The following is a 17,991-nucleotide window of genomic DNA, read 5'->3' as shown; positions in this document are numbered from 1 at the left end:
TTGATAGATAAGTCTATATAACTCAATTAATTGATAGATAACACCTTTTTTCAGGGATTTATGAGTACTCGTTGGTTAGAACGGTTTTTTGAACCATCCAAAATTGCAGTTATTGGAGCATCTGAGCGATCTTCCAGTATGGGTGGTGCGGTCATACAAAACTTAAAAACGGCCGGTTTTAAGGGCAGTCTTTATGCGGTGAACGTTCGTCGCTATAAAACTGTTCATGGCATTCCTTGCACGTCTAAAATTGGACGCCTACCAAAAGATGTTGATCTGGCTATTATTTGTACGCCAGCCCACACCATCGAAAAGATCATTAAGCAGTTAGGGCGTCATGGTATTCATGCCGTGCTTATTTTAACGGGCGGTATTTCGCGTAAGCGCGCTGAGCAGTTTAGACCGTCAAAGCATCCCTTAAGAAAATTGTCTCGCGAACACGGCGTTCGTATTATGGGGCCAGATTGTTTGGGCCTGCTGGTGCCTGAGTTAAATTTGAACGCCAGTTATAGTCATATTAATGCGCTGCCGGGCAAGGTCGCTTATTTAGGGCAGTCTGGTACGTTGGCCAGTGCGTTGCTTGATTGGGCCCATGCCCGTGGTATTGGGTTTTCGCATTTTTTAACCATCGGTGATAGTGCCGATGTGAGTATGTCCGATACCATTGATTATCTTTCTACTCAGCGCCATGTTAAGGCCATTATGCTTCACCTAGAGCAGGTCACTGATGCAAAATCATTTGTGCGCGCGGTTAGAAATGCGTCGCGCAGTAAATTGGTGTTGGCCATTAAAAGCTCTCGATTCCCTCAGTCGCAATCACCCGTCGAGCCTATTCCTAGTGGTTTGCGTCATCGCGATATGATTTACGAAGCCATACTGTTGCGCGCGGGTGTGTTACGAGTTGATAGTACTGAAGAGTTATTTGAATCAGTTGAGTCGCTAACTCGCATGAAGCCTCTTAAAGGAGAGCGCTTAGCGATTGTGGCAAACGGCATTGGTGGTGCTATCTTGGCCGTTGATCGACTGGTGCATGAGGGTGGTAAGTTAGCCGAATTATCCGATGAGACGATCGATAAGTTATCAGCCGTTTTGCCTGGCTATTGGTCCCAAGCAAACCCTGTTGATATTACGCCTGAGGCGGGTCCAAGTGTTTATCGCGATGTCCTTAAAATTATTGAAGAAGATAAGGGTGTTGATGCCATTCTGGTTTTATTTTCGCCAACCAGTGTTGTGAATAGCCAAGATGTCGCCAATGTTGTTGTGCATCATAGTAAATTTTATCAAAAGAATTTATTAACCAGCTGGATGGGCGGTGCTACAGTAGAGCGCAGTCGTCATGTATTTGATGATGCGGGCATTCCAACGTATGACACCCCCGATAGGGCCGTAAAAGCATTTATGCACATGGTTCGTCATCAGCGTAACCACGAGCTATTGCGCGAAACACCGTCATCGTTAATGAACAATGTTAATATTGATCGCTCATTTTGCCAGAGCATTGTGCAATCTGCCTTAGATCAAGAGCGCAATTATTTAACGGCAGAAGAAATCTATAAAATACTTAAAGTTTATGATTTTAAGCAGGTTAAGACAGATTTTTTACCTGAAACGTTCGATCCGCAATCATTAAACATAAAATACCCTGCAGCACTTAAAATCATTCATGCAGATTATTGTCACCCATTTGCTTACGGCGACAACCCAAGAGATCGCTGGCGTGGCGTTGTCTCGGGCATAAAAAATAGTGACGAGCTAGATATTGCAGCCAAAGAATTACGCTCGCAAATACGAAAACGTTTTTCTCATAGTAAGGTTCATGGTTTTTCGGTGCAGCCAATGCGCAGCGGAGAAGTCTCAACCCAATACAGCATGGGCATTACCCGTGATGCGACGTTTGGCCCGGTTATTATTTTTGGTGGTGGCGGCGCAACGGCAAATATCATGGCAGACAGAGCGGTGCAGTTTCCGCCATTGAATGATGTGCTCGCCAGGCAACTTATGTCAAAAACACATATTTATCGTGTCTTAAAAGAACGCAGTCGCCACTTAGAGCGTGATGTTGAGCAGCTCTCCCAAATGCTGATTCGACTGTCGCAAATGGCAACAGACATGCCCAATTTAAAAGGGTGTGAGCTTAACGTGATTTTGCATCCCGTTGAGGGTGCAAAGATTTTGGGCATGGCCGCGAATATTGGCCCTAAGCATCAGCTGTGCATACAACCGTATCCGGCTGAGTACGAAGAGACCATTAGGGTAAAAGATAACAGAGAGATTCTGCTTCGTCCTGTGCGTGGTGAGGATGAGCCTGAGCTTAAAACCTTCCATGAAGACTTAAGTATGGAATCCATCCGTTATCGCTTCTTTACGGTAAGGCGCAATTTTAGGCATCGCGATTTAGCATTATTTTCTCAGATTGATTACCAGCAAGAAATGGCCTTTGTGGCGATTAATAAAGATGGCGAAATTATTGGCGATGTTAGAACGTGGACAGATGCAGATCAACTGCAGGCCGAGTTTTCTGTGTTAGTTTCCGACAAGGCTCAGGGTATTGGTCTGGGCTCGATTTTAATGAACAAGATGATTGCCTATTGTACTAGCAAGGGCACCATTGAAATGAAAGGCACTGTCCTGTCGGACAATGCGCCAATGTTGAAGTTAGCCGCAAAACTCGGATTTAAAATTAAAAGACGCTTAGAGGGTAATGTAGTTGAAATAAGATTGCCTTTAAATGAGGTCAGCCAAGAATGGCATAGCTTACGTCTTGACGAGCTTCATAAAAGTAAAAAATAAAGATGGTTTAAAGGCCTCGATTTGCTAGCATAGGTCTCCGCAGTAGGCGTCACGGCATTAAAGGGGTGCAGCTTGATTCGAGTATTAGTTGTTGATGATCACGACTTGGTCCGTATGGGCATTGTTAGCCTATTGAGCGACGGCGACAAAATTCAAGTGGTTGCAGAGGCCAGCAGTGGCGAAGAGGCTATCGAGCTTGCTAAGCAGCACGAGCCTGATGTTGTTCTGATGGATATTCGTATGCCTGGCATGGGTGGATTAGAAGCCACGCGTAAAATGCTGCGTTTTAACGAAGACATTAAAGTCATTGCTGTGACAGCCTGTGCAGAAGACCCGTTTGCTTCACGTCTTTTACAGGCTGGTGCTGCTGGTTATATGACAAAAGGCGCAACCGCTGACGAAATGATCATGGCGGTACTAAAAGTTAAATCGGGGCAACGCTATATCAGCCCTGAAATTGCCCAGCGCATGGCATTAAAGCCATTCGACACTCAAGAAACTGCCTGCCCATTTGATGCTCTATCTGATCGTGAAATGCAGATATCGATTCAGATTGTCAATTGTGTAAAAGTTCAAGAGATATCAGATCAGCTGTTCCTAAGCCCTAAGACGGTTAATACCTATCGTTACCGCATATTTGAAAAGCTAGACATTAGCAGTGATGTTGAGTTAACTCGCCTCGCAATTCGACACGGTATTATTGATACCGAATCATTGGTTTGATCACATAGTTTGATTGAATCATGAGCTTCGATGCAAAACCATTTTTAAAAACCCTAACCTTAAAACCCGGCGTTTATCGTATGTACGATACCGAAGGGGTTTTATTGTATGTGGGAAAAGCAAAAAACCTTAAAAATCGTGTTTCCAGTTATTTTAGCGCCAGCGGTTTAACCACCAAGACTATGGCGCTCGTTTCTCGTATTGATAGTATTGAAATTACGATTACAGGCAGTGAGACAGAAGCGCTTCTGCTTGAACAGAACATAATTAAGCAAAATAAACCCCCTTATAATATTTTATTAAAAGACGATAAATCGTATCCATATATTTATCGCTCATCCCATGAATTTCCTTTGCTCTGCTATGCCCGCGGTAAAAAATTTAAAACCGGGCAGTATTTTGGTCCTTTTCCAAACTCATCAGCTGTTCGAGAAAGTCTTAATTTTTTGCAACGTGTTTTTCGATTAAGAAATTGCGAAGACAGTTATTTTAATAACCGATCAAGGCCTTGCTTGCAGCACCAGATTGGTCGTTGCAGTGCGCCGTGTGTTGGGATGATATCCAAGCAAGAGTACGCGGCAGATTTGTTACACGCCGAAATGTTTTTGCAGGGTAAAAACCAAGACTTGATCAATGATTTAAATAATACGATGGAAGCGCTTGCTGAAGATTTAAAATTTGAACAAGCAGCAAGAATTCGCGATCAGGTTCAGTACCTGCGAAAAGTACAAGAAACCCAGTCTATCGATGCACAGCAGGGCAATGTAGACGTTATTGCCATTTATCAATCAAACGGTATCTGTGCTGTACACATTGCCAGTGTGCGACACGGCAGGATGTTAGGCAGTCGCTCTTATTATCCTAAGTTTCAAATGGATGAATCATCAGAGCAGGGCTTGGCTGCTTTTATCTCTCAATTTTACTTGGTGCTAAGCCGAGAGATTCCAGATGAAGTAATTACGTCCCATGAATTAGAAGATCGCCTAGTTATTCAGTCCGCCTTAAGAGAGCAGAAGGGCAAGCAGGTAAAGGTTTCCCACTCTGTACGCTCAGACCGCTTACGTTGGCTGCAATTGGCAATTACCAATGCAGAAGAGGCTGTGCGTCTTAAGCAACAAGACCGCCTACATATTATGGCGCAGTATCAAGATCTAAAGGCTGTGCTTCAATTAGATGAAATGCCTACGCGTATGGAGTGTTTTGATATTAGCCATAGTCACGGCGAAGCGACAGTCGCATCTTGTGTGGTATTTAACCAAGACGGGCCCCTGAAAAGCGATTATCGGAAATTTAATATTGAGGGCGAAGTGGCAGGTGATGATTACGGCGCCATGCAGCAGGCGCTGTCCCGCAGATTTAAAAAACTAACCAAAGACAAAAAACCCGACCTATTGTTAATAGATGGTGGTAAAGGTCAGCTGAATATCGCGAATGATGTATTGGCAGAGCTTGAAATAACCGATATTCCTGTATTGGGTGTGTCTAAGGGCACAACTCGAAAAGCAGGGATGGAAATCCTATTGTTCCGTGGGCGCAGTTTTAATTTAGACCTTTCATCACCTGCGCTGCACTTAATTCAGCAGATTCGCGATGAGTCCCATCGGTTTGCAATTACAGGTCACAGGGCAAGGCGCGCCAAGGCAAGAGGGCGTTCAATTTTAGAGGGAATTGCTGGAATTGGTCCAAAAAGGCGTAAAGAGCTGATAAGATTCTTCGGCGATGCCGGTCAAGTTAAAGCGGCCAACGTTGAAGAGATAGCCAAGGTGCCTGGAATCAGTCGCCAATTAGCACAAGAAATATACGATGCCCTTCATGCATAGTGGCAAACATTAAAGCAGTATCTGGATAGCAATATGCCGTTAAATCTCCCTAATATATTAACCGCGATTCGTGTGGTTTTAATTCCGCTAATGGTGGTGATGTTTTACTTACCTGTGCAGTGGGCTAGCTTTGCTGCCGCAGTTGTTTTCTGGATTGCCTGTATCACGGATTACTGGGATGGTTACTTGGCGCGTAAGATGAATCTTATGACGCCATTTGGGGCTTTCTTAGACCCGGTTGCAGATAAGCTTATCGTTGTTGTTTCGCTGATGATCATCGTTGAGCGTGACCAAACATTGTGGGTGACCATTCCTGCATTAATTATTGTTGGGCGCGAAATTTTTATATCAGCCTTGCGCGAGTGGATGGCATCCGTTGGTAAGAGCGATACCGTGGCGGTAAATTTTGTCGGTAAAGCCAAGACCTTGCTTCAAATGTTTGCGATTACGGGCATGTTGGGAATTGAGCCAAGTGCCAGTGATGCGTTTATAGCATCTGACGGTTGGTATGCGGCTGCAATTTTCTCTTTGGTGGCTGCTGCGATATTAACTTTGTGGTCAATGATCACATATTTAATTGCTGCTTGGCCTTCGCTAAAGGAATCTAGTTAGTTGTTTTAAGGGCTTTTTTCCCATTAGATTGATGCTACTTTAATCAGCTTGATGGTTTTCTAATCAAAACAGTAAAAATGCGCTAAGTAATTCAGAAATAAGGAAAAAATCGTTGACACCTTGGGCTTAATCATTAGAATGTGCCTCCGTTGTCAGGGATAACCCGGCAGCAGATTGCGGGAATAGCTCAGTTGGTAGAGCACGACCTTGCCAAGGTCGGGGTCGCGAGTTCGAGTCTCGTTTCCCGCTCCAAATCATTCTAGTAATAGAGTGTTGCCATCCCAAAAGGTTGGTTGAATTTTGTTTTGAAGAGTTGCTGTAAAAGTATTCAAATCAAAATTGTTGGCGCGATGGTAGAGAGGCTATGCAGCGGACTGCAACTCCGTGTACGCCGGTTCGAATCCGGCTCGCGCCTCCATTTAGATACAGAAAACGTGTCTTGCCCGGGTGGTGAAATCGGTAGACACAAGGGATTTAAAATCCCTCGCTCATAGAGCGTGCCAGTTCGAGTCTGGCTCCGGGCACCAATTCAAAAAGGCCATGTAGAAATACATGGCCTTTTTTTATGCTTTTTATTTAGAGTCCTTTAACGGTAATTGCTAGATTCTTAGGTAGTAGGCTGTGGCTAATTCCGGACTTTTCGTTAATGGGCAATACAAATTGCTGTTCAAGCTTTTCATGCTCATCTTCTTGTTTTACTAAATGAATAGTTGTGCCTTGTGAATTACTCAAGAACAGCTGATTCTCTTGCGCTTCATTTGATTTACTTTTTTGTAAGAGTGTCATGAGTACATTGGCTTGACTGATTGGCTCGATTGAAACTTGCCAGTTGTTATCGAACATATTGATGGTGTTGCTGGTGTTTGACTGAATGGTGATAGGAGGCGGCAGCCTTGTGGTTGAGCGCTTATGTTTGCTCATCCATGAGAATGCTAGGGTGTAAATAGAAGAGGGCTTGTCGAGGCTGGATAGAAGCGCAATGGTTGGCTTGAGTTCTGCTGCATTTGCGTAAAAGACGATTGTTTGGCCCGTCATATTGTATTTAATTTCATCGCTCAATTGCTTATCTAAAATCGGAAGCAACTCACTTGGCTGGCGATGATGCAGTTCAACGACCGTGTATTCGTCGTCACTGCATGCACTGATAAGGGTGAGGGCTAAAACTAAATAGACAGCCTCCTTGCATCGGATATATGTTTTGCGCTGTGCCACCATTTATTGAAACGCTCCATAAAGTGCCTAATTTTGGCTCGGTCTGAGAAGCAGGCTCGGCTATTGGTTAACTCAAAATCAAACCAAGCGGTGCTATCCATAAGCCACTGACAAGGAATGTTATCGGCCGTACTTCTGATTTCTATAAATGAAGGCAAGCGATCTTGTAGTCTAAATAAGCTGTGGTCGTTGTTTTGCACCACGTAATTATTTATTAGGATGTACACTTTGAAGTTGCGGTTGTGGCGTGCGAGTTGTTTTATTTTTTGGGTGAGCCCGTCATGCCGGCAAATTGGGTGAGTCAGATCCTTGAGGCATAGAATGATATTGCGCTGTGTTTGGCTCAGCATGGCATCAAGATAACCTTGTGCTTCTAATACAGTTTTGCCGTGATGAATCTTGTCATCGCTACCCAAGCGAAATAGGCCGGATTCTTGTGTCTGCGAAAACACATTATGTGCCATATCAATGTGCGGAATATCTGCATCATTGTAAGGCTGCGAGAATGCCTCAAAGCCGCATTTCTGATAGAACGAATAGGCATGGCACTGCGAGCTTAGCTCAAGGCGTGTATAGCGCTTTTGTGAGGCGTGGCGTTTAATGTGATCAATGATCATCTTGCCAATGCCCAGTGCGCGGAATGGCTTGAGTACCGCCATGCGGCCAATTTTTTTGTGCCCGATTAGTCGAGCGCAACCAACCGCATCATTGCCAACAAAGGCAATGAAATGCTCGCAAGTGAGATCATCATCATCCCACTCTAATTCTTCTGGCACGTTTTGCTCTTGAATAAAAACCTGCTGGCGAATGTCTTTGAGCGCGACGCGATCTTTATCCCACTTGGCTCCAATGACTTTTATTTGGTTCATTCTTCGTCAAAATAAAGGTAATTAAGGTTAAATAAGTTTAGCAGTATTTCTTGGCATTGAGCATCTTGCAAATATGGCTCTAGCTGGTCAGTTGTAGTGTGTCGTTGATTGGCTAGTGTTTCGCATAGACTAATCGCATTTTTTGTCTGTACTGGTTCTAGTTTTTCGCCGTTAACAACCAATTGTAAGCGGCTATCTGTGTGGTAATAGCTCCAGCGGGTGGTTTCATTTTGCGTAATTGTATTCTCTTTATGCAAAAACGGTGAAAGCTCATCCCATTCAAGTGCGTCTTCTAGTGGCTCGTGCAGTGCCTCGTATTTGCTTTCAGTCATATACTGAGAGAACCAAGCTTTAAGTGTGTCTTTGTTTTGAAAGTGCTGATTTACAATGGATTGAATACGAGCAATGGCGTCATCATCAATTAAGGCGGGCTGATGTTGGGCGTTTTTAATGTCGCTATCACTGTATCTTGCGTGGTCAGATAGTTCTGCGCAAACATGATCGGCTAGGTGATTAACGATGTCAGCTTCTGAGGGTGCGCGGAAGCCAATCGAAAACGTCATACAATCATCTAACGCTACGCCGTTGTGGGCGTACTGCGGCGGAATGTAAAGCATGTCACCCGGGTTTAATGTCCACTCCTCGGTAATATTCATTTCGGATAATATTTTAAGTTGAGTGCCTTCTATTAAGGCGCTTTCATCATTGCACTTAGGCCCGACTTGCCAATGACGCTGGCCATGGGCTTGCAATAGAAACACATCATATTGATCATAGTGAGGGCCGACGCTACCACCAGCAGGTGCAAAGCTTACCATTAGATCATCTAGTCGCCACTTAGGGATGAATGTGAAATGATCAAATAGATCGGCAAGTTCGGGCACCCATTGATCCACTGCTTGAACCAATAGAGTCCAGTCTTTCTCAGGCAGGTTGGCAAAATCATCTTCACTGAACGGGCCGTGTTTTAATTCCCATGGGCCATTCTTGCCGTTTTCAAAGATGAGCCTGGATTCGGCGTCTTCTTCCATGGCCAGGCCTGCAAGATCATCAGGCTCGATCGGGCTAATAAAATCAGGGAATGCATTGCGAATAAGCAGTGGCTTTTTTTGCCAATACTCGGCTAAGAATGTCTCGATACTGATGTTGCCTAAAATATTCATGTAAAAACCCTATAAAAACGTAAAAAAAATCCCGCTAAGGAGAGGATACTCCTATGCGGGATTTGATCGAGCATATAAATTAAATTGCTTTTGCTTGTTCCGCAGCGTTACCAGTATAGCTTGCTGGTGTCATTGCTTTTAATGCTTCTTTTTGCGCATCCGGCAGTGCTAGAGAATCAACAAATTCAATCATCATGTCTTTTGTGATGGCTTTGCCACGTGTGAATGCTTTCAATTTTTCGTATGGCTGTTCAATGCCAAAACGACGCATCACGGTTTGAATGGGTTCTGCTAGCACTTCATAAGCGTTATCTAAATCAGCAGCGATACGTGCGCTGTTTACTTCTAGCTTTGAAATGCCTTTAAGTGAAGACTGATAAGCAATTAAGCTGTAGCCAAGGCCAACACCCATATTACGTAAAACAGTTGAGTCCGTTAGGTCACGCTGCCAACGGCTAATGGGTAGCTTTTGCGCAAGGTGAGACATAACGGCATTGGCGATACCCAGGTTGCCTTCTGAGTTTTCAAAGTCAATTGGGTTAACTTTATGGGGCATGGTTGAGGAGCCTACTTCACCGGCGATGGTTTTTTGCTTGAAGTAGCCATTAGAAATGTAAGCCCAAATATCGCGATTGAAATCGATCAAGATCGTATTAAAACGTGCAAGTACATCAAACAACTCAGCGATGTAATCATGAGGCTCAATTTGAGTAGTGTAAGGGTTGAATGTTAGACCAAGGCCTTCGATAAATACTTGTGCGTTTTCAGCCCAGTCCACATCCGGGTAAGCTGAGATGTGTGCGTTATAGTTACCAACTGCGCCATTCATTTTGCCTAAAATTTCGACATTCTTAAGCTGCTGAATTTGGCGACGCATGCGCGCAGTGACGTTAGCCATTTCTTTGCCTAGGGTGGTAGGCGATGCGGTTTGGCCGTGGGTGCGCGACAACATTGGTAAATCAGCGTGTTCAATTGCGAGGGCAGCGATGGCGTCTGATACTTTTTCTAAGTAGGGCAGAACCACTTCATCACGACCTGCTTTAAGCATCAGGCCGTGAGATAAATTATTAATATCTTCAGAGGTGCAAGCAAAGTGCACAAACTCGGTAATAGCCGCAAGCTCTGCGTTAGTTTCTATTTTCTCTTTTAGGAAATACTCAACGGCTTTTACATCGTGATTGGTTGTGCTTTCGATGTCTTTAATTTTTTGCGCATCGGCTTCGCTGAAGTTATCGACGATGTTATTTAAAAGTGCGTTCGCTTCTTTGCTGAATGCAGGGACTTCAGCGATAGCGTCGTGATCCGCAAGGCGCTGCAACCAGCGAACCTCAACTTCAACGCGGTATTTGATTAAGCCAAACTCACTGAAGATGCTACGCAATTCAGTGGTTTTGCTGCCATAGCGGCCATCAATTGGTGAAACAGCGGTCAAAGCAGAAAGATTCATGAAACCCTCACGATTTTAGTGTAAGCCAAAAAATAGGCGCAAATTATACAGTTTTTACGCCACATAGGCAGCAGTTAAATGCCAACTGCAACAGATGGTTCGCTAGATTAGGCTATACCCGCTTGGCTGGTAACGCTAGAATGTGCGCTTTTTATTAGTATTCTGGAATATACACATGAATTACCTAAGGCAGGTTTGGGTGCTCAATAAGGCATTAGGTTGGCTGCTGTTGCTTAATATTGTTCTTATCAGCGTTGTTTCTGCGGGATTCTCAGCGCATTTTCCAAGCCCGCTTGGCATGTTTGATGGCAGTTACCAGCTCGGCGTAATCCCGGCTGTTTGGGGCTTGTATGCCATAGTGGCGTTGGTTTTATGCTTGCCTCTTACGTTTATTCCTTATGCGCACTGGCCACTACAGGTATTGTTGTTATGTTTTGCGGGCAACCTGGCGGTGATCGTTTTTATTGATAGCTATATTTATGACATTTATAACTATCATCTTAATTGGTTTTTTATTGAGGCTTTTTTAGCCGATGAAGGCGGTGAGTTTTTTGATGTTTCTTGGAAAACATATACATTATTTTCACTGTTCTCATTATTCATGGCCGCTATTCAATTCTTTTTCTTATGGCTAGTAAATAAACGCATTTTGAATCGTAAGCGCTTTAAGCTTGCTGGCTGGGTATGTGCAGGGCTTGTTTTCGTGAATGTGTTGTTTGTGAACTTAACGCATTCTTGGGCATACGCGCAAAACTATATGCCGATCACATCACTGAGTGGCCATATCCCGTTTTATTTTCCGATGCACTCGCGCTCAATAGCCAAAAGCGATGTATTAGATGGCTTTGCATCGGATGAGCAAAACATGGATGCATCGAACATTAATTATCCGAAAGCACCCATGCAATGCGTTGATGATTCAGGCAAAAAACCGAACATCATCATGGTTGTATTGGAAAGCTGGCGTGCCGACACAATGGATCAAGAGGTATCGCCCAACGCCTTTGCTTTGGCGCAAGAGTCTCTTTGGTTTAAAGATCATCACTCAAGTGGCAGTGTAACAACCCGCGGAATATTCGCTTTAATGTACGGCCTCGCCCCCACTTATATGGATAACGTAGTTGCCCATAATGGGGCGGGAGGCCCAGTATTATTAAACGAGTTAAAGAAAAAAGAGTATGAGTTCGGTATTTACCCTAGTGGTGATATCACTCGAATCAAGTTAACGGATAGTAGTTTTTTACCAGTGAAGCCGGATGTTCATCATGGTGAAGGCGCGAATACCATTGAGAAGGATTATGACGTACTAAATAAAATGGTATCAAAACTAGAAAGTACGGATGAAAGCGTATTCGGCTTTATGTTTTTTAATTCAACGCATTATCTTTATTATTATCCGGATCAATTTAATAAATTTAAGCCTTCAAAAAAACCCAGTTTGGTTGATTTTAAATCAGGTAAGGACCCGCAACCCTATATTAATCGCTATAAAAATAGCGTGTATTTTATTGATGAATTAATTGGGGATTTAGTCAGTGAGCTTAAGCGCATGGGGAAATACGACAATACCATTTTAATTGTCACCTCAGATCATGCCGAAGAGTTTGCCGATACAAGTCCAACTCGCTTTGGTCATGGCAGTAATTACACAAAGTATCAAACACAAGTGCCTTTGATTATTCATTGGCCTGGCAAGCCCGCACACCAGTTTGATCACAGAACAACCAGTATTGACGTTTCAGCCACGCTAATTGATGAGCTACTGAATTGTGAGAACCCGATTACGGATTACAGTAATGGTGAAAGCTTATTTAATGAGCAGTCTAGAGATGTTCAGATAATGGCCAGTTATTACAATTATGCCTTTGTAACAAAAGAGGGGAGCTTCATTCAAAACCCAATCGGATTGTTAGAAAGTCGTGACAATGAAAACCAATTAAGTGCAGATTTAAAGCTTAACCCTAAAGCCGCCTTCAAGGCATTGCAGCAAATGAAAGCATTTTACAGTAGTAATAAAGCCGCTGAATAGCGGCTTTTGTTGGACAAAATAGCTTATATTTTTTCTAGGGTTTCTTGGCAGGACTTGTTAAGTTTTTGACGATTAAACAGTAGTTGCCAGCGACGCCCGCCTACTTGACGCCACAAAATAGCAGAACGCACGGCACATAATAACAGTGCGCGAATCTTATGCGCATTTTGTGCATTTTGTAGGTGCTGCGCATTGCCTGTTACATGAATGCGAAAGCGAAACGTACTGAGCGTCTCTTGGTATAAGCCAGAAAGATTCGCGATTAAATTTTCATGGCTACTGTGGAAATGGTCCAACTGACGCTTTGCCTGTTCGATCCCTGCGCTTACTTTCGGCATGATTTTATTGTTCTTACGCAATTTACTTTCCAGGTGCAGCACGCCTAATGCATAGCGCATGACATCTGGGCTAGAGCCTGTACGGGTTTTGCCGTCAGTTAAAAAGCGTACTTCTTTATAGCCAAGTTTTAAGTTTTCTCGTGAGCCACCATAAACATCTTCGATTGATCTAGGATGTGTCTGAAAGAGACTTTCAATGCAAGTTTTGAGGTCTTTCTCGTTGATATTGCCAGTGCGCGCAATTTGCTCAACAAGGTGTGCGGCTTGAAAAATACCAGCTAAAGCGAGGGCTTGATTATCAATGCTTACTTTTGACATTCAAATTAACCCTTGGCTTCATTGTTTGTAAATTTCTCAGTACTCTCAATTACGCCGCCACCCAAGCAAACATCATCTTGATAAAGGACAATAGATTGTCCTGGTGTGACTGCGCGCTGCGATTCTTCAAAGACAACACGGTAGTGGTCGTTTTCTTTGGTAATGGTGCAGATTTGATCCGCTTGGCGATAGCGTACTTTTGCAGTGCACGTCAAAGGGAATTGAGCAGGTTCATTGTTAACCCAGAAAACATCTGAGGTTATGAGTGCGTCACTGAATAATAAATCGTGTTGCTTGCCTTGGCCTACGATCAATGTGTTTCGCTCAAGGTCTTTTGCAACAACAAACCACGGCTCGGTGCCGTGATTTTTTGTGCCGCCGATACCGATGCCTTGGCGTTGTCCTAATGTGTAATACATGAGGCCTTCATGCTTGCCAATGTTTTCGCCTTCGGCAGTCTCAATATTGCCCGGTTGCGCAGGCAGATATTGTTGCAAGAAATCCTTAAAGCGGCGCTCACCAATAAAACAAATGCCCGTGCTGTCTTTCTTCTTTGCGGTGGCCAAACCTTGTTCTTCGGCAATGCGTCGTACTTCTGGCTTTTCAAGTTCGCCAACGGGGAATAGTGTTTGTTTAATTTCTTCTGCGCCAACGGCATGTAAGAAATAACTTTGATCCTTATTGCTATCTAGGCCGCGCAGTAAAAACGTTTTGCCGTTTTCATCATGGCGGCGAACATAGTGGCCTGTTGCAATAAAGTCAGCGCCTAATACTTTGGCGTAATCTAAAAAGGCCTTAAATTTTATTTCGCGATTACACAGAATGTCTGGGTTAGGCGTGCGACCCGCTTTGTACTCGAGCAAAAAATGCTCAAATACATTATCCCAGTATTCAGACGCAAAATTGGCCGTGTGTAATTTAATGCCAAGCTTATCGCAAACAGCTTGCGCGTCTGTGAGATCTTCTTTTGCTGTGCAGTAGTCTGTGCCATCATCTTCGTCCCAGTTCTTCATGAACAGACCTTCGACTTGGTAGCCTTGCTCCATAAGAAGATGGGCCGAGACGGATGAGTCAACGCCGCCTGACATGCCGACGATAACCGAGCTTTCTGAGATTGCTTTATTCATTAGGGTGTTCATATATTAAATTCAAGGGATAGCGCTGGCCGTCTAAATAATCTTGCGCGCACTTAATAACAAGAGGGCTGCGTGCAGATTGACTGGCGATTAATTCATCAAGGGATAACCATTTAATACCAATTATGCCGTCATCCAATGTGGCGCTAGCATCATAATGGGTCGATTTACCGATGAAACAATGTCTGTGATAGGTAATTCCATTGCTTGGTGCATTATAAGTGTACAGCCCAAGGTAATGTGTAATCTCGCATTGGTGACCAGTTTCTTCCGTCACCTCACGTTTGGCGGCCTCAATTAGTGTTTCATTGGCCTCTAGGTGACCTGCAGGCTGGTTGAAAACGCGCTCGCCGTTGTCGAACTCTTCAACAAACAACAGCTTTCCATTTTGTTCAATGATGGTTGCAACGGTGCTGTTGGGTTTAAATCGCATGGAATTACCTTTTCTTTCGTGGGCGTATTTTATCGAATTTAGCATTTTTTGGATACGCTCTTTTCGGGATTGGCGGCGCTTGGACCTCTAATTCAACGTATTCACCCGGAACAATGTTTTCTATGCTCCATTCACCGATTTGCTTACGTATAAGGCGCAGTGTTGGATGATTGATTGCGGCTGTCATTCTGCGTACTTGACGGTTTTTACCTTCACTTATCTTAATCTCTAGCCATGAGGTTGGGATATTTGCTCGCTCTCGTATTGGCGGAGTACGAGGCCAGAGCTGTGGCGCGTCAATAATGTTAATCGTCGCTGGTAGCGTCATGCCATCTTTAAGTTCGATGCCTTTTCGTAACTGATCCAGTTGAGCTTCGGTCGGAATGCCCTCAACCTGCGCCCAGTAGGTTTTTATCGATTTGTGCTTTGGGTGGGCTATTCTATGCTGTAATTGACCATCGTCTGTTAATAGGAGCAGTCCTTCAGAGTCATAATCCAAGCGGCCAGCTGGGTATACATTTGGTATTTGAATGTAGTTAGCAAGGGTTTCTTTGTTGTCGCTTTCTGAAAACTGCGACATAACCTTAAACGGTTTATTGAATAGAATTAACTTAGACATAGGTTTTGTAATAAAATTACCAAATACAGAGGGTATAACATTGTTTCCGGTGCCTATATGTAAAAAATCTACAAAAAGGCATTTCGATTATAACAGTGCGTGATATAATTCGTCGCCTTTAAGAACCAATGTGCAGTTATATTGCGACCAAAAGTCGTTATATGAGCCAGCTAGGCATCAATTATAAGAGCGGCCAAAAGCAACTCTTCATTTGAGTTTCGGCGCAATAGCCATAGAACTTTAGGATAGAAAATGACCAATAAAACCCCAAAGATTATTTACACATTAACAGATGAAGCACCTGCTTTAGCGACGTATTCTTTTTTACCGATAGTTAAAGCGTTTTCAAAGCCGGCTAACCTTTCTGTTGAAACGCGTGATATTTCTCTAGCGGGTCGAATTCTTTCTAGCTTCCCCGATTTTTTAAATGACGATCAACGCCAGAACGATGATCTTCAAGAGTTAGGCGAACTTGCTAAAACCCCTGAAGCTAACATTATTAAATTGCCAAACATCAGCGCGTCTATTCCTCAGTTGAACTCGGCAATTAAAGAACTGCAAAAGCAAGGCTATACCATCCCAGATTTTCCGGTTAAGCCTGCAAATGAGAAAGAAGAAGATATTAATGCGCGTTATTCAAAGATCCTTGGTAGTGCAGTAAACCCTGTATTACGTGAGGGCAATAGTGATCGTCGTGTTGCCGGCCCAGTTAAAATTTATGCTCAGCAAAATCCGCATAGCATGGGCGAGTGGTCAAAAGATTCTAAGTCTCATGTTGCGCATATGGAACATGGCGATTTTTACGGCTCAGAAAAATCTTACGTTCTCCCTAAGCAAGATAAAGTATCAATCACCTTTACAGATGCAAGTGGCAAAGACGCTGTGTTAAAGTCAGTGGTTGAGCTTGAAGAAAATGAAGTGATCGATGCAGCGGTTATGTCATCAAGTGCATTGCGTGATTTCTATGAAACACAGATGCAAGATGCAAAAGAAAACGATGTCATGCTGTCATTGCACTTGAAAGCAACCATGATGAAGGTCAGTGACCCTGTCATGTTTGGCCATGCTGTCACCATTTATTATAAAGATGTATTCCAAAAGCATGCGGATTTATTTGCTGAGCTGGGAGTGAATACCAAAAATGGTCTTGGTGATGTTTATTCAAAAATTGAATCATTACCTGCAGACAAAAAAGAGGAAATTGAAGCCGACATTCAGGCGGTTTATGAGTCTCGTCCTCGTCTCGCAATGGTTGACTCTGACAAGGGCATTACTAATTTGCACGTGCCAAGCGATGTCATTGTTGATGCATCTATGCCTGCGGCTATTCGTGCATCCGGTAAAATGTGGGGCTCTGACGGCAAGCTGCACGATACAAAAGCAATGATACCTGATCGTTGTTATGCAGACGTATTTCAAAAGACAATTGAGTTTTGCCAAAAGCATGGTGCATTCGATGTAACAACCATGGGCAATGTTTCTAATGTTGGCCTAATGGCTCAAAAAGCAGAAGAATACGGCTCACATGATAAAACATTTATATTAAAAGAAAGTGGCACCGTTAAGGTAGCTGATTCAGCTGGTAATGTTTTAATTGAGCATACTGTTGAGAGCGGTGACATCTGGCGCATGTGTCAAACAAAAGACGCTCCCATTCAAGACTGGGTAAAGCTTGCGGTTAATCGAGCAAAAGCAACTGGCCAGCCAGCTATTTTTTGGCTAGATCCACAACGTGCTCATGATGCAAATTTGATTAGTATCGTTACTGGCTACCTAAAAGACCACGATACAGCTGGCTTAGACATTCAAATTATGTCGCCAGTTGATGCCGTCAGCTACACGCTTGAGCGAGTGAAGAAAGGCGAAAATACAATTTCTGTTACTGGTAATGTGTTGCGCGATTATTTAACGGATTTATTCCCAATCTTAGAACTTGGCACCAGTGCCAAAATGCTTTCGATTGTACCGTTACTTGCTGGTGGTGGTCTTTACGAAACAGGAGCGGGCGGTTCGGCACCTAAGCACGCTCAACAGCTTGCAGAGGAAGGGCATTTGCGTTGGGATTCACTTGGTGAGTTTTTAGCTCTTGCGGTTTCCCTAGAAGACCTAGGGCACAAAACCAATAATGCCAAAGCACTTATATTGGCGGACACATTGAACCAAGCAACGGGTAAGTTTTTAGATAATGACCGTTCGCCATTGCGCAGTGTTGGTGAAGTGGATAACCGTGGTAGCCACTATTACTTATCTCTTTATTGGGCTGAAGCGTTGGCCGATCAAAGCGCAGATAAAGAACTTCAAAATCTCTTTTCTGGTATTGCAAAAGATCTAGAAGATAATCGATCTAAAATCGTTGGCGAATTAAGCTCTGCTCAAGGCCATGCGGTTGACTTAGGTGGTTATTACCATCCGGATGAAGCAAAAGCATCAAAGGCAATGCGCCCAAGTGCAACACTCAATAAAATTATTGATACGCTGTAGA

At 43.6% G+C, this 17,991-nt stretch carries 14 protein-coding genes and 3 tRNA genes; 9 read left to right on the top strand and 8 right to left on the bottom strand.

The window, feature by feature from the left end; all coding sequences use genetic code 11:
- The first annotated feature begins 60 nt into the window (after positions 1 to 60).
- The 7 genes from ACU6U9_RS16950 to ACU6U9_RS16920 all read left to right on the top strand — a co-directional run bounded on the left by ACU6U9_RS16950 (position 61) and on the right by ACU6U9_RS16920 (position 6,472).
- Entirely contained in the window at positions 61 to 2,790 is a 2,730-nt protein-coding gene (locus ACU6U9_RS16950) for a bifunctional acetate--CoA ligase family protein/GNAT family N-acetyltransferase (RefSeq protein WP_446736188.1), read from the top strand.
- 72 nt (positions 2,791 to 2,862) lie between these two features.
- Positions 2,863 to 3,513 carry a UvrY/SirA/GacA family response regulator transcription factor gene (gene uvrY, locus ACU6U9_RS16945; protein ID WP_446736187.1) on the top strand — a complete coding sequence of 217 codons (651 nt, stop codon included), beginning with the start codon at positions 2,863 to 2,865 and terminating at the stop codon, positions 3,511 to 3,513.
- 20 nt (positions 3,514 to 3,533) lie between these two features.
- On the top strand, positions 3,534 to 5,333 hold the full coding sequence (gene uvrC / locus ACU6U9_RS16940; protein ID WP_446736186.1) for an excinuclease ABC subunit UvrC: 1,800 nt from the start codon (positions 3,534 to 3,536) through the stop codon (positions 5,331 to 5,333).
- A gap of 33 nt (positions 5,334 to 5,366) precedes the next feature.
- Positions 5,367 to 5,945: a CDP-diacylglycerol--glycerol-3-phosphate 3-phosphatidyltransferase gene (pgsA, locus tag ACU6U9_RS16935; RefSeq protein ID WP_446736185.1), complete on the top strand. Its 579-nt coding sequence runs from the start codon at positions 5,367 to 5,369 to the stop codon at positions 5,943 to 5,945.
- A 176-nt stretch (positions 5,946 to 6,121) separates the two neighbouring features.
- Positions 6,122 to 6,197: transfer RNA gene (locus ACU6U9_RS16930), tRNA-Gly, on the top strand.
- Positions 6,198 to 6,289: 92 nt separating this feature from the next.
- Positions 6,290 to 6,363, top strand: a tRNA-Cys gene (locus tag ACU6U9_RS16925).
- Between the two features lie 23 nt (positions 6,364 to 6,386).
- A tRNA-Leu gene (locus tag ACU6U9_RS16920) sits at positions 6,387 to 6,472 on the top strand.
- Between the two features lie 49 nt (positions 6,473 to 6,521).
- On the opposite strand, the gene ACU6U9_RS16915 is transcribed toward ACU6U9_RS16920, so the two are convergent.
- From ACU6U9_RS16915 to purB, 4 genes are all read right to left on the bottom strand, one after another.
- A complete protein-coding gene (locus ACU6U9_RS16915) occupies positions 6,522 to 7,160 on the bottom strand; it encodes a hypothetical protein (RefSeq protein ID WP_446736184.1) in 639 nt (212 codons plus the stop codon).
- Positions 7,109 to 8,026, bottom strand: coding sequence for a GNAT family N-acetyltransferase (locus ACU6U9_RS16910; RefSeq protein ID WP_446736183.1), 918 nt, complete (start codon positions 8,024 to 8,026; stop codon positions 7,109 to 7,111). Before ACU6U9_RS16910 ends, ACU6U9_RS16915 begins: the two co-directional genes overlap by 52 nt.
- Positions 8,023 to 9,189, bottom strand: coding sequence for a JmjC domain-containing protein (locus ACU6U9_RS16905; protein ID WP_446736182.1), 1,167 nt, complete (start codon positions 9,187 to 9,189; stop codon positions 8,023 to 8,025). The genes ACU6U9_RS16910 and ACU6U9_RS16905 overlap by 4 nt, the downstream gene beginning before the upstream one ends.
- Before the next feature lie 79 nt (positions 9,190 to 9,268).
- Entirely contained in the window at positions 9,269 to 10,636 is a 1,368-nt protein-coding gene (gene purB, locus ACU6U9_RS16900; RefSeq protein WP_446736181.1) for an adenylosuccinate lyase, read from the bottom strand.
- 175 nt (positions 10,637 to 10,811) lie between these two features.
- Here purB and ACU6U9_RS16895 point away from each other — a divergent pair, with 175 nt between their 5' ends.
- Positions 10,812 to 12,665, top strand: a complete 1,854-nt coding sequence (locus ACU6U9_RS16895; RefSeq protein WP_446736180.1) for a sulfatase-like hydrolase/transferase — start codon at positions 10,812 to 10,814, stop codon at positions 12,663 to 12,665.
- A gap of 23 nt (positions 12,666 to 12,688) precedes the next feature.
- On the opposite strand, the gene hflD is transcribed toward ACU6U9_RS16895, so the two are convergent.
- The 4 genes from hflD to ACU6U9_RS16875 are packed head-to-tail and all read right to left on the bottom strand — an operon-like array spanning position 12,689 to position 15,509.
- Entirely contained in the window at positions 12,689 to 13,321 is a 633-nt protein-coding gene (gene hflD / locus ACU6U9_RS16890) for a high frequency lysogenization protein HflD (protein WP_446736179.1), read from the bottom strand.
- Positions 13,322 to 13,326: 5 nt separating this feature from the next.
- Positions 13,327 to 14,448 (bottom strand): tRNA 2-thiouridine(34) synthase MnmA, encoded by a 1,122-nt coding sequence (gene mnmA, locus ACU6U9_RS16885; protein WP_446736178.1) that lies wholly within the window; start codon positions 14,446 to 14,448, stop codon positions 13,327 to 13,329.
- Entirely contained in the window at positions 14,441 to 14,890 is a 450-nt protein-coding gene (locus tag ACU6U9_RS16880) for an NUDIX hydrolase (protein WP_446736177.1), read from the bottom strand. The genes mnmA and ACU6U9_RS16880 overlap by 8 nt, the downstream gene beginning before the upstream one ends.
- Before the next feature lie 4 nt (positions 14,891 to 14,894).
- Positions 14,895 to 15,509 (bottom strand): pseudouridine synthase, encoded by a 615-nt coding sequence (locus tag ACU6U9_RS16875; protein ID WP_446736176.1) that lies wholly within the window; start codon positions 15,507 to 15,509, stop codon positions 14,895 to 14,897.
- 252 nt (positions 15,510 to 15,761) lie between these two features.
- Here ACU6U9_RS16875 and ACU6U9_RS16870 point away from each other — a divergent pair, with 252 nt between their 5' ends.
- Complete coding sequence (locus ACU6U9_RS16870; protein WP_446736175.1) at positions 15,762 to 17,990, top strand: NADP-dependent isocitrate dehydrogenase; 2,229 nt, start codon at positions 15,762 to 15,764, stop codon at positions 17,988 to 17,990.
- Position 17,991 lies beyond the last annotated feature (1 nt).

The sequence above is a fragment of the Pseudomonas sp. HK3 genome (genome assembly GCF_052920985.1).
Note: the sequence above shows the minus strand (reverse complement) of the source record. Positions and strands in the feature narration are given on the sequence as shown.

Bases quoted from the DNA above. Each gene is read 5' to 3' on its own strand.
- ACU6U9_RS16880 (WP_446736177.1), bottom strand. From the start codon at position 14,890: ATGCGATTTAAACCCAACAGCACCGTTGCAACCATCATTGAACAAAAT.
- pgsA (WP_446736185.1), top strand. From the start codon at position 5,367: ATGCCGTTAAATCTCCCTAATATATTAACCGCGATTCGTGTGGTTTTA.
- ACU6U9_RS16875 (WP_446736176.1), bottom strand. From the start codon at position 15,509: ATGTCTAAGTTAATTCTATTCAATAAACCGTTTAAGGTTATGTCGCAG.
- ACU6U9_RS16870 (WP_446736175.1), top strand. From the start codon at position 15,762: ATGACCAATAAAACCCCAAAGATTATTTACACATTAACAGATGAAGCA.
- hflD (WP_446736179.1), bottom strand. From the start codon at position 13,321: ATGTCAAAAGTAAGCATTGATAATCAAGCCCTCGCTTTAGCTGGTATT.
- ACU6U9_RS16895 (WP_446736180.1), top strand. From the start codon at position 10,812: ATGAATTACCTAAGGCAGGTTTGGGTGCTCAATAAGGCATTAGGTTGG.
- mnmA (WP_446736178.1), bottom strand. From the start codon at position 14,448: ATGAATAAAGCAATCTCAGAAAGCTCGGTTATCGTCGGCATGTCAGGC.
- purB (WP_446736181.1), bottom strand. From the start codon at position 10,636: ATGAATCTTTCTGCTTTGACCGCTGTTTCACCAATTGATGGCCGCTAT.
- ACU6U9_RS16905 (WP_446736182.1), bottom strand. From the start codon at position 9,189: ATGAATATTTTAGGCAACATCAGTATCGAGACATTCTTAGCCGAGTAT.
- ACU6U9_RS16915 (WP_446736184.1), bottom strand. From the start codon at position 7,160: ATGGTGGCACAGCGCAAAACATATATCCGATGCAAGGAGGCTGTCTAT.
- uvrC (WP_446736186.1), top strand. From the start codon at position 3,534: ATGAGCTTCGATGCAAAACCATTTTTAAAAACCCTAACCTTAAAACCC.
- ACU6U9_RS16950 (WP_446736188.1), top strand. From the start codon at position 61: ATGAGTACTCGTTGGTTAGAACGGTTTTTTGAACCATCCAAAATTGCA.
- ACU6U9_RS16910 (WP_446736183.1), bottom strand. From the start codon at position 8,026: ATGAACCAAATAAAAGTCATTGGAGCCAAGTGGGATAAAGATCGCGTC.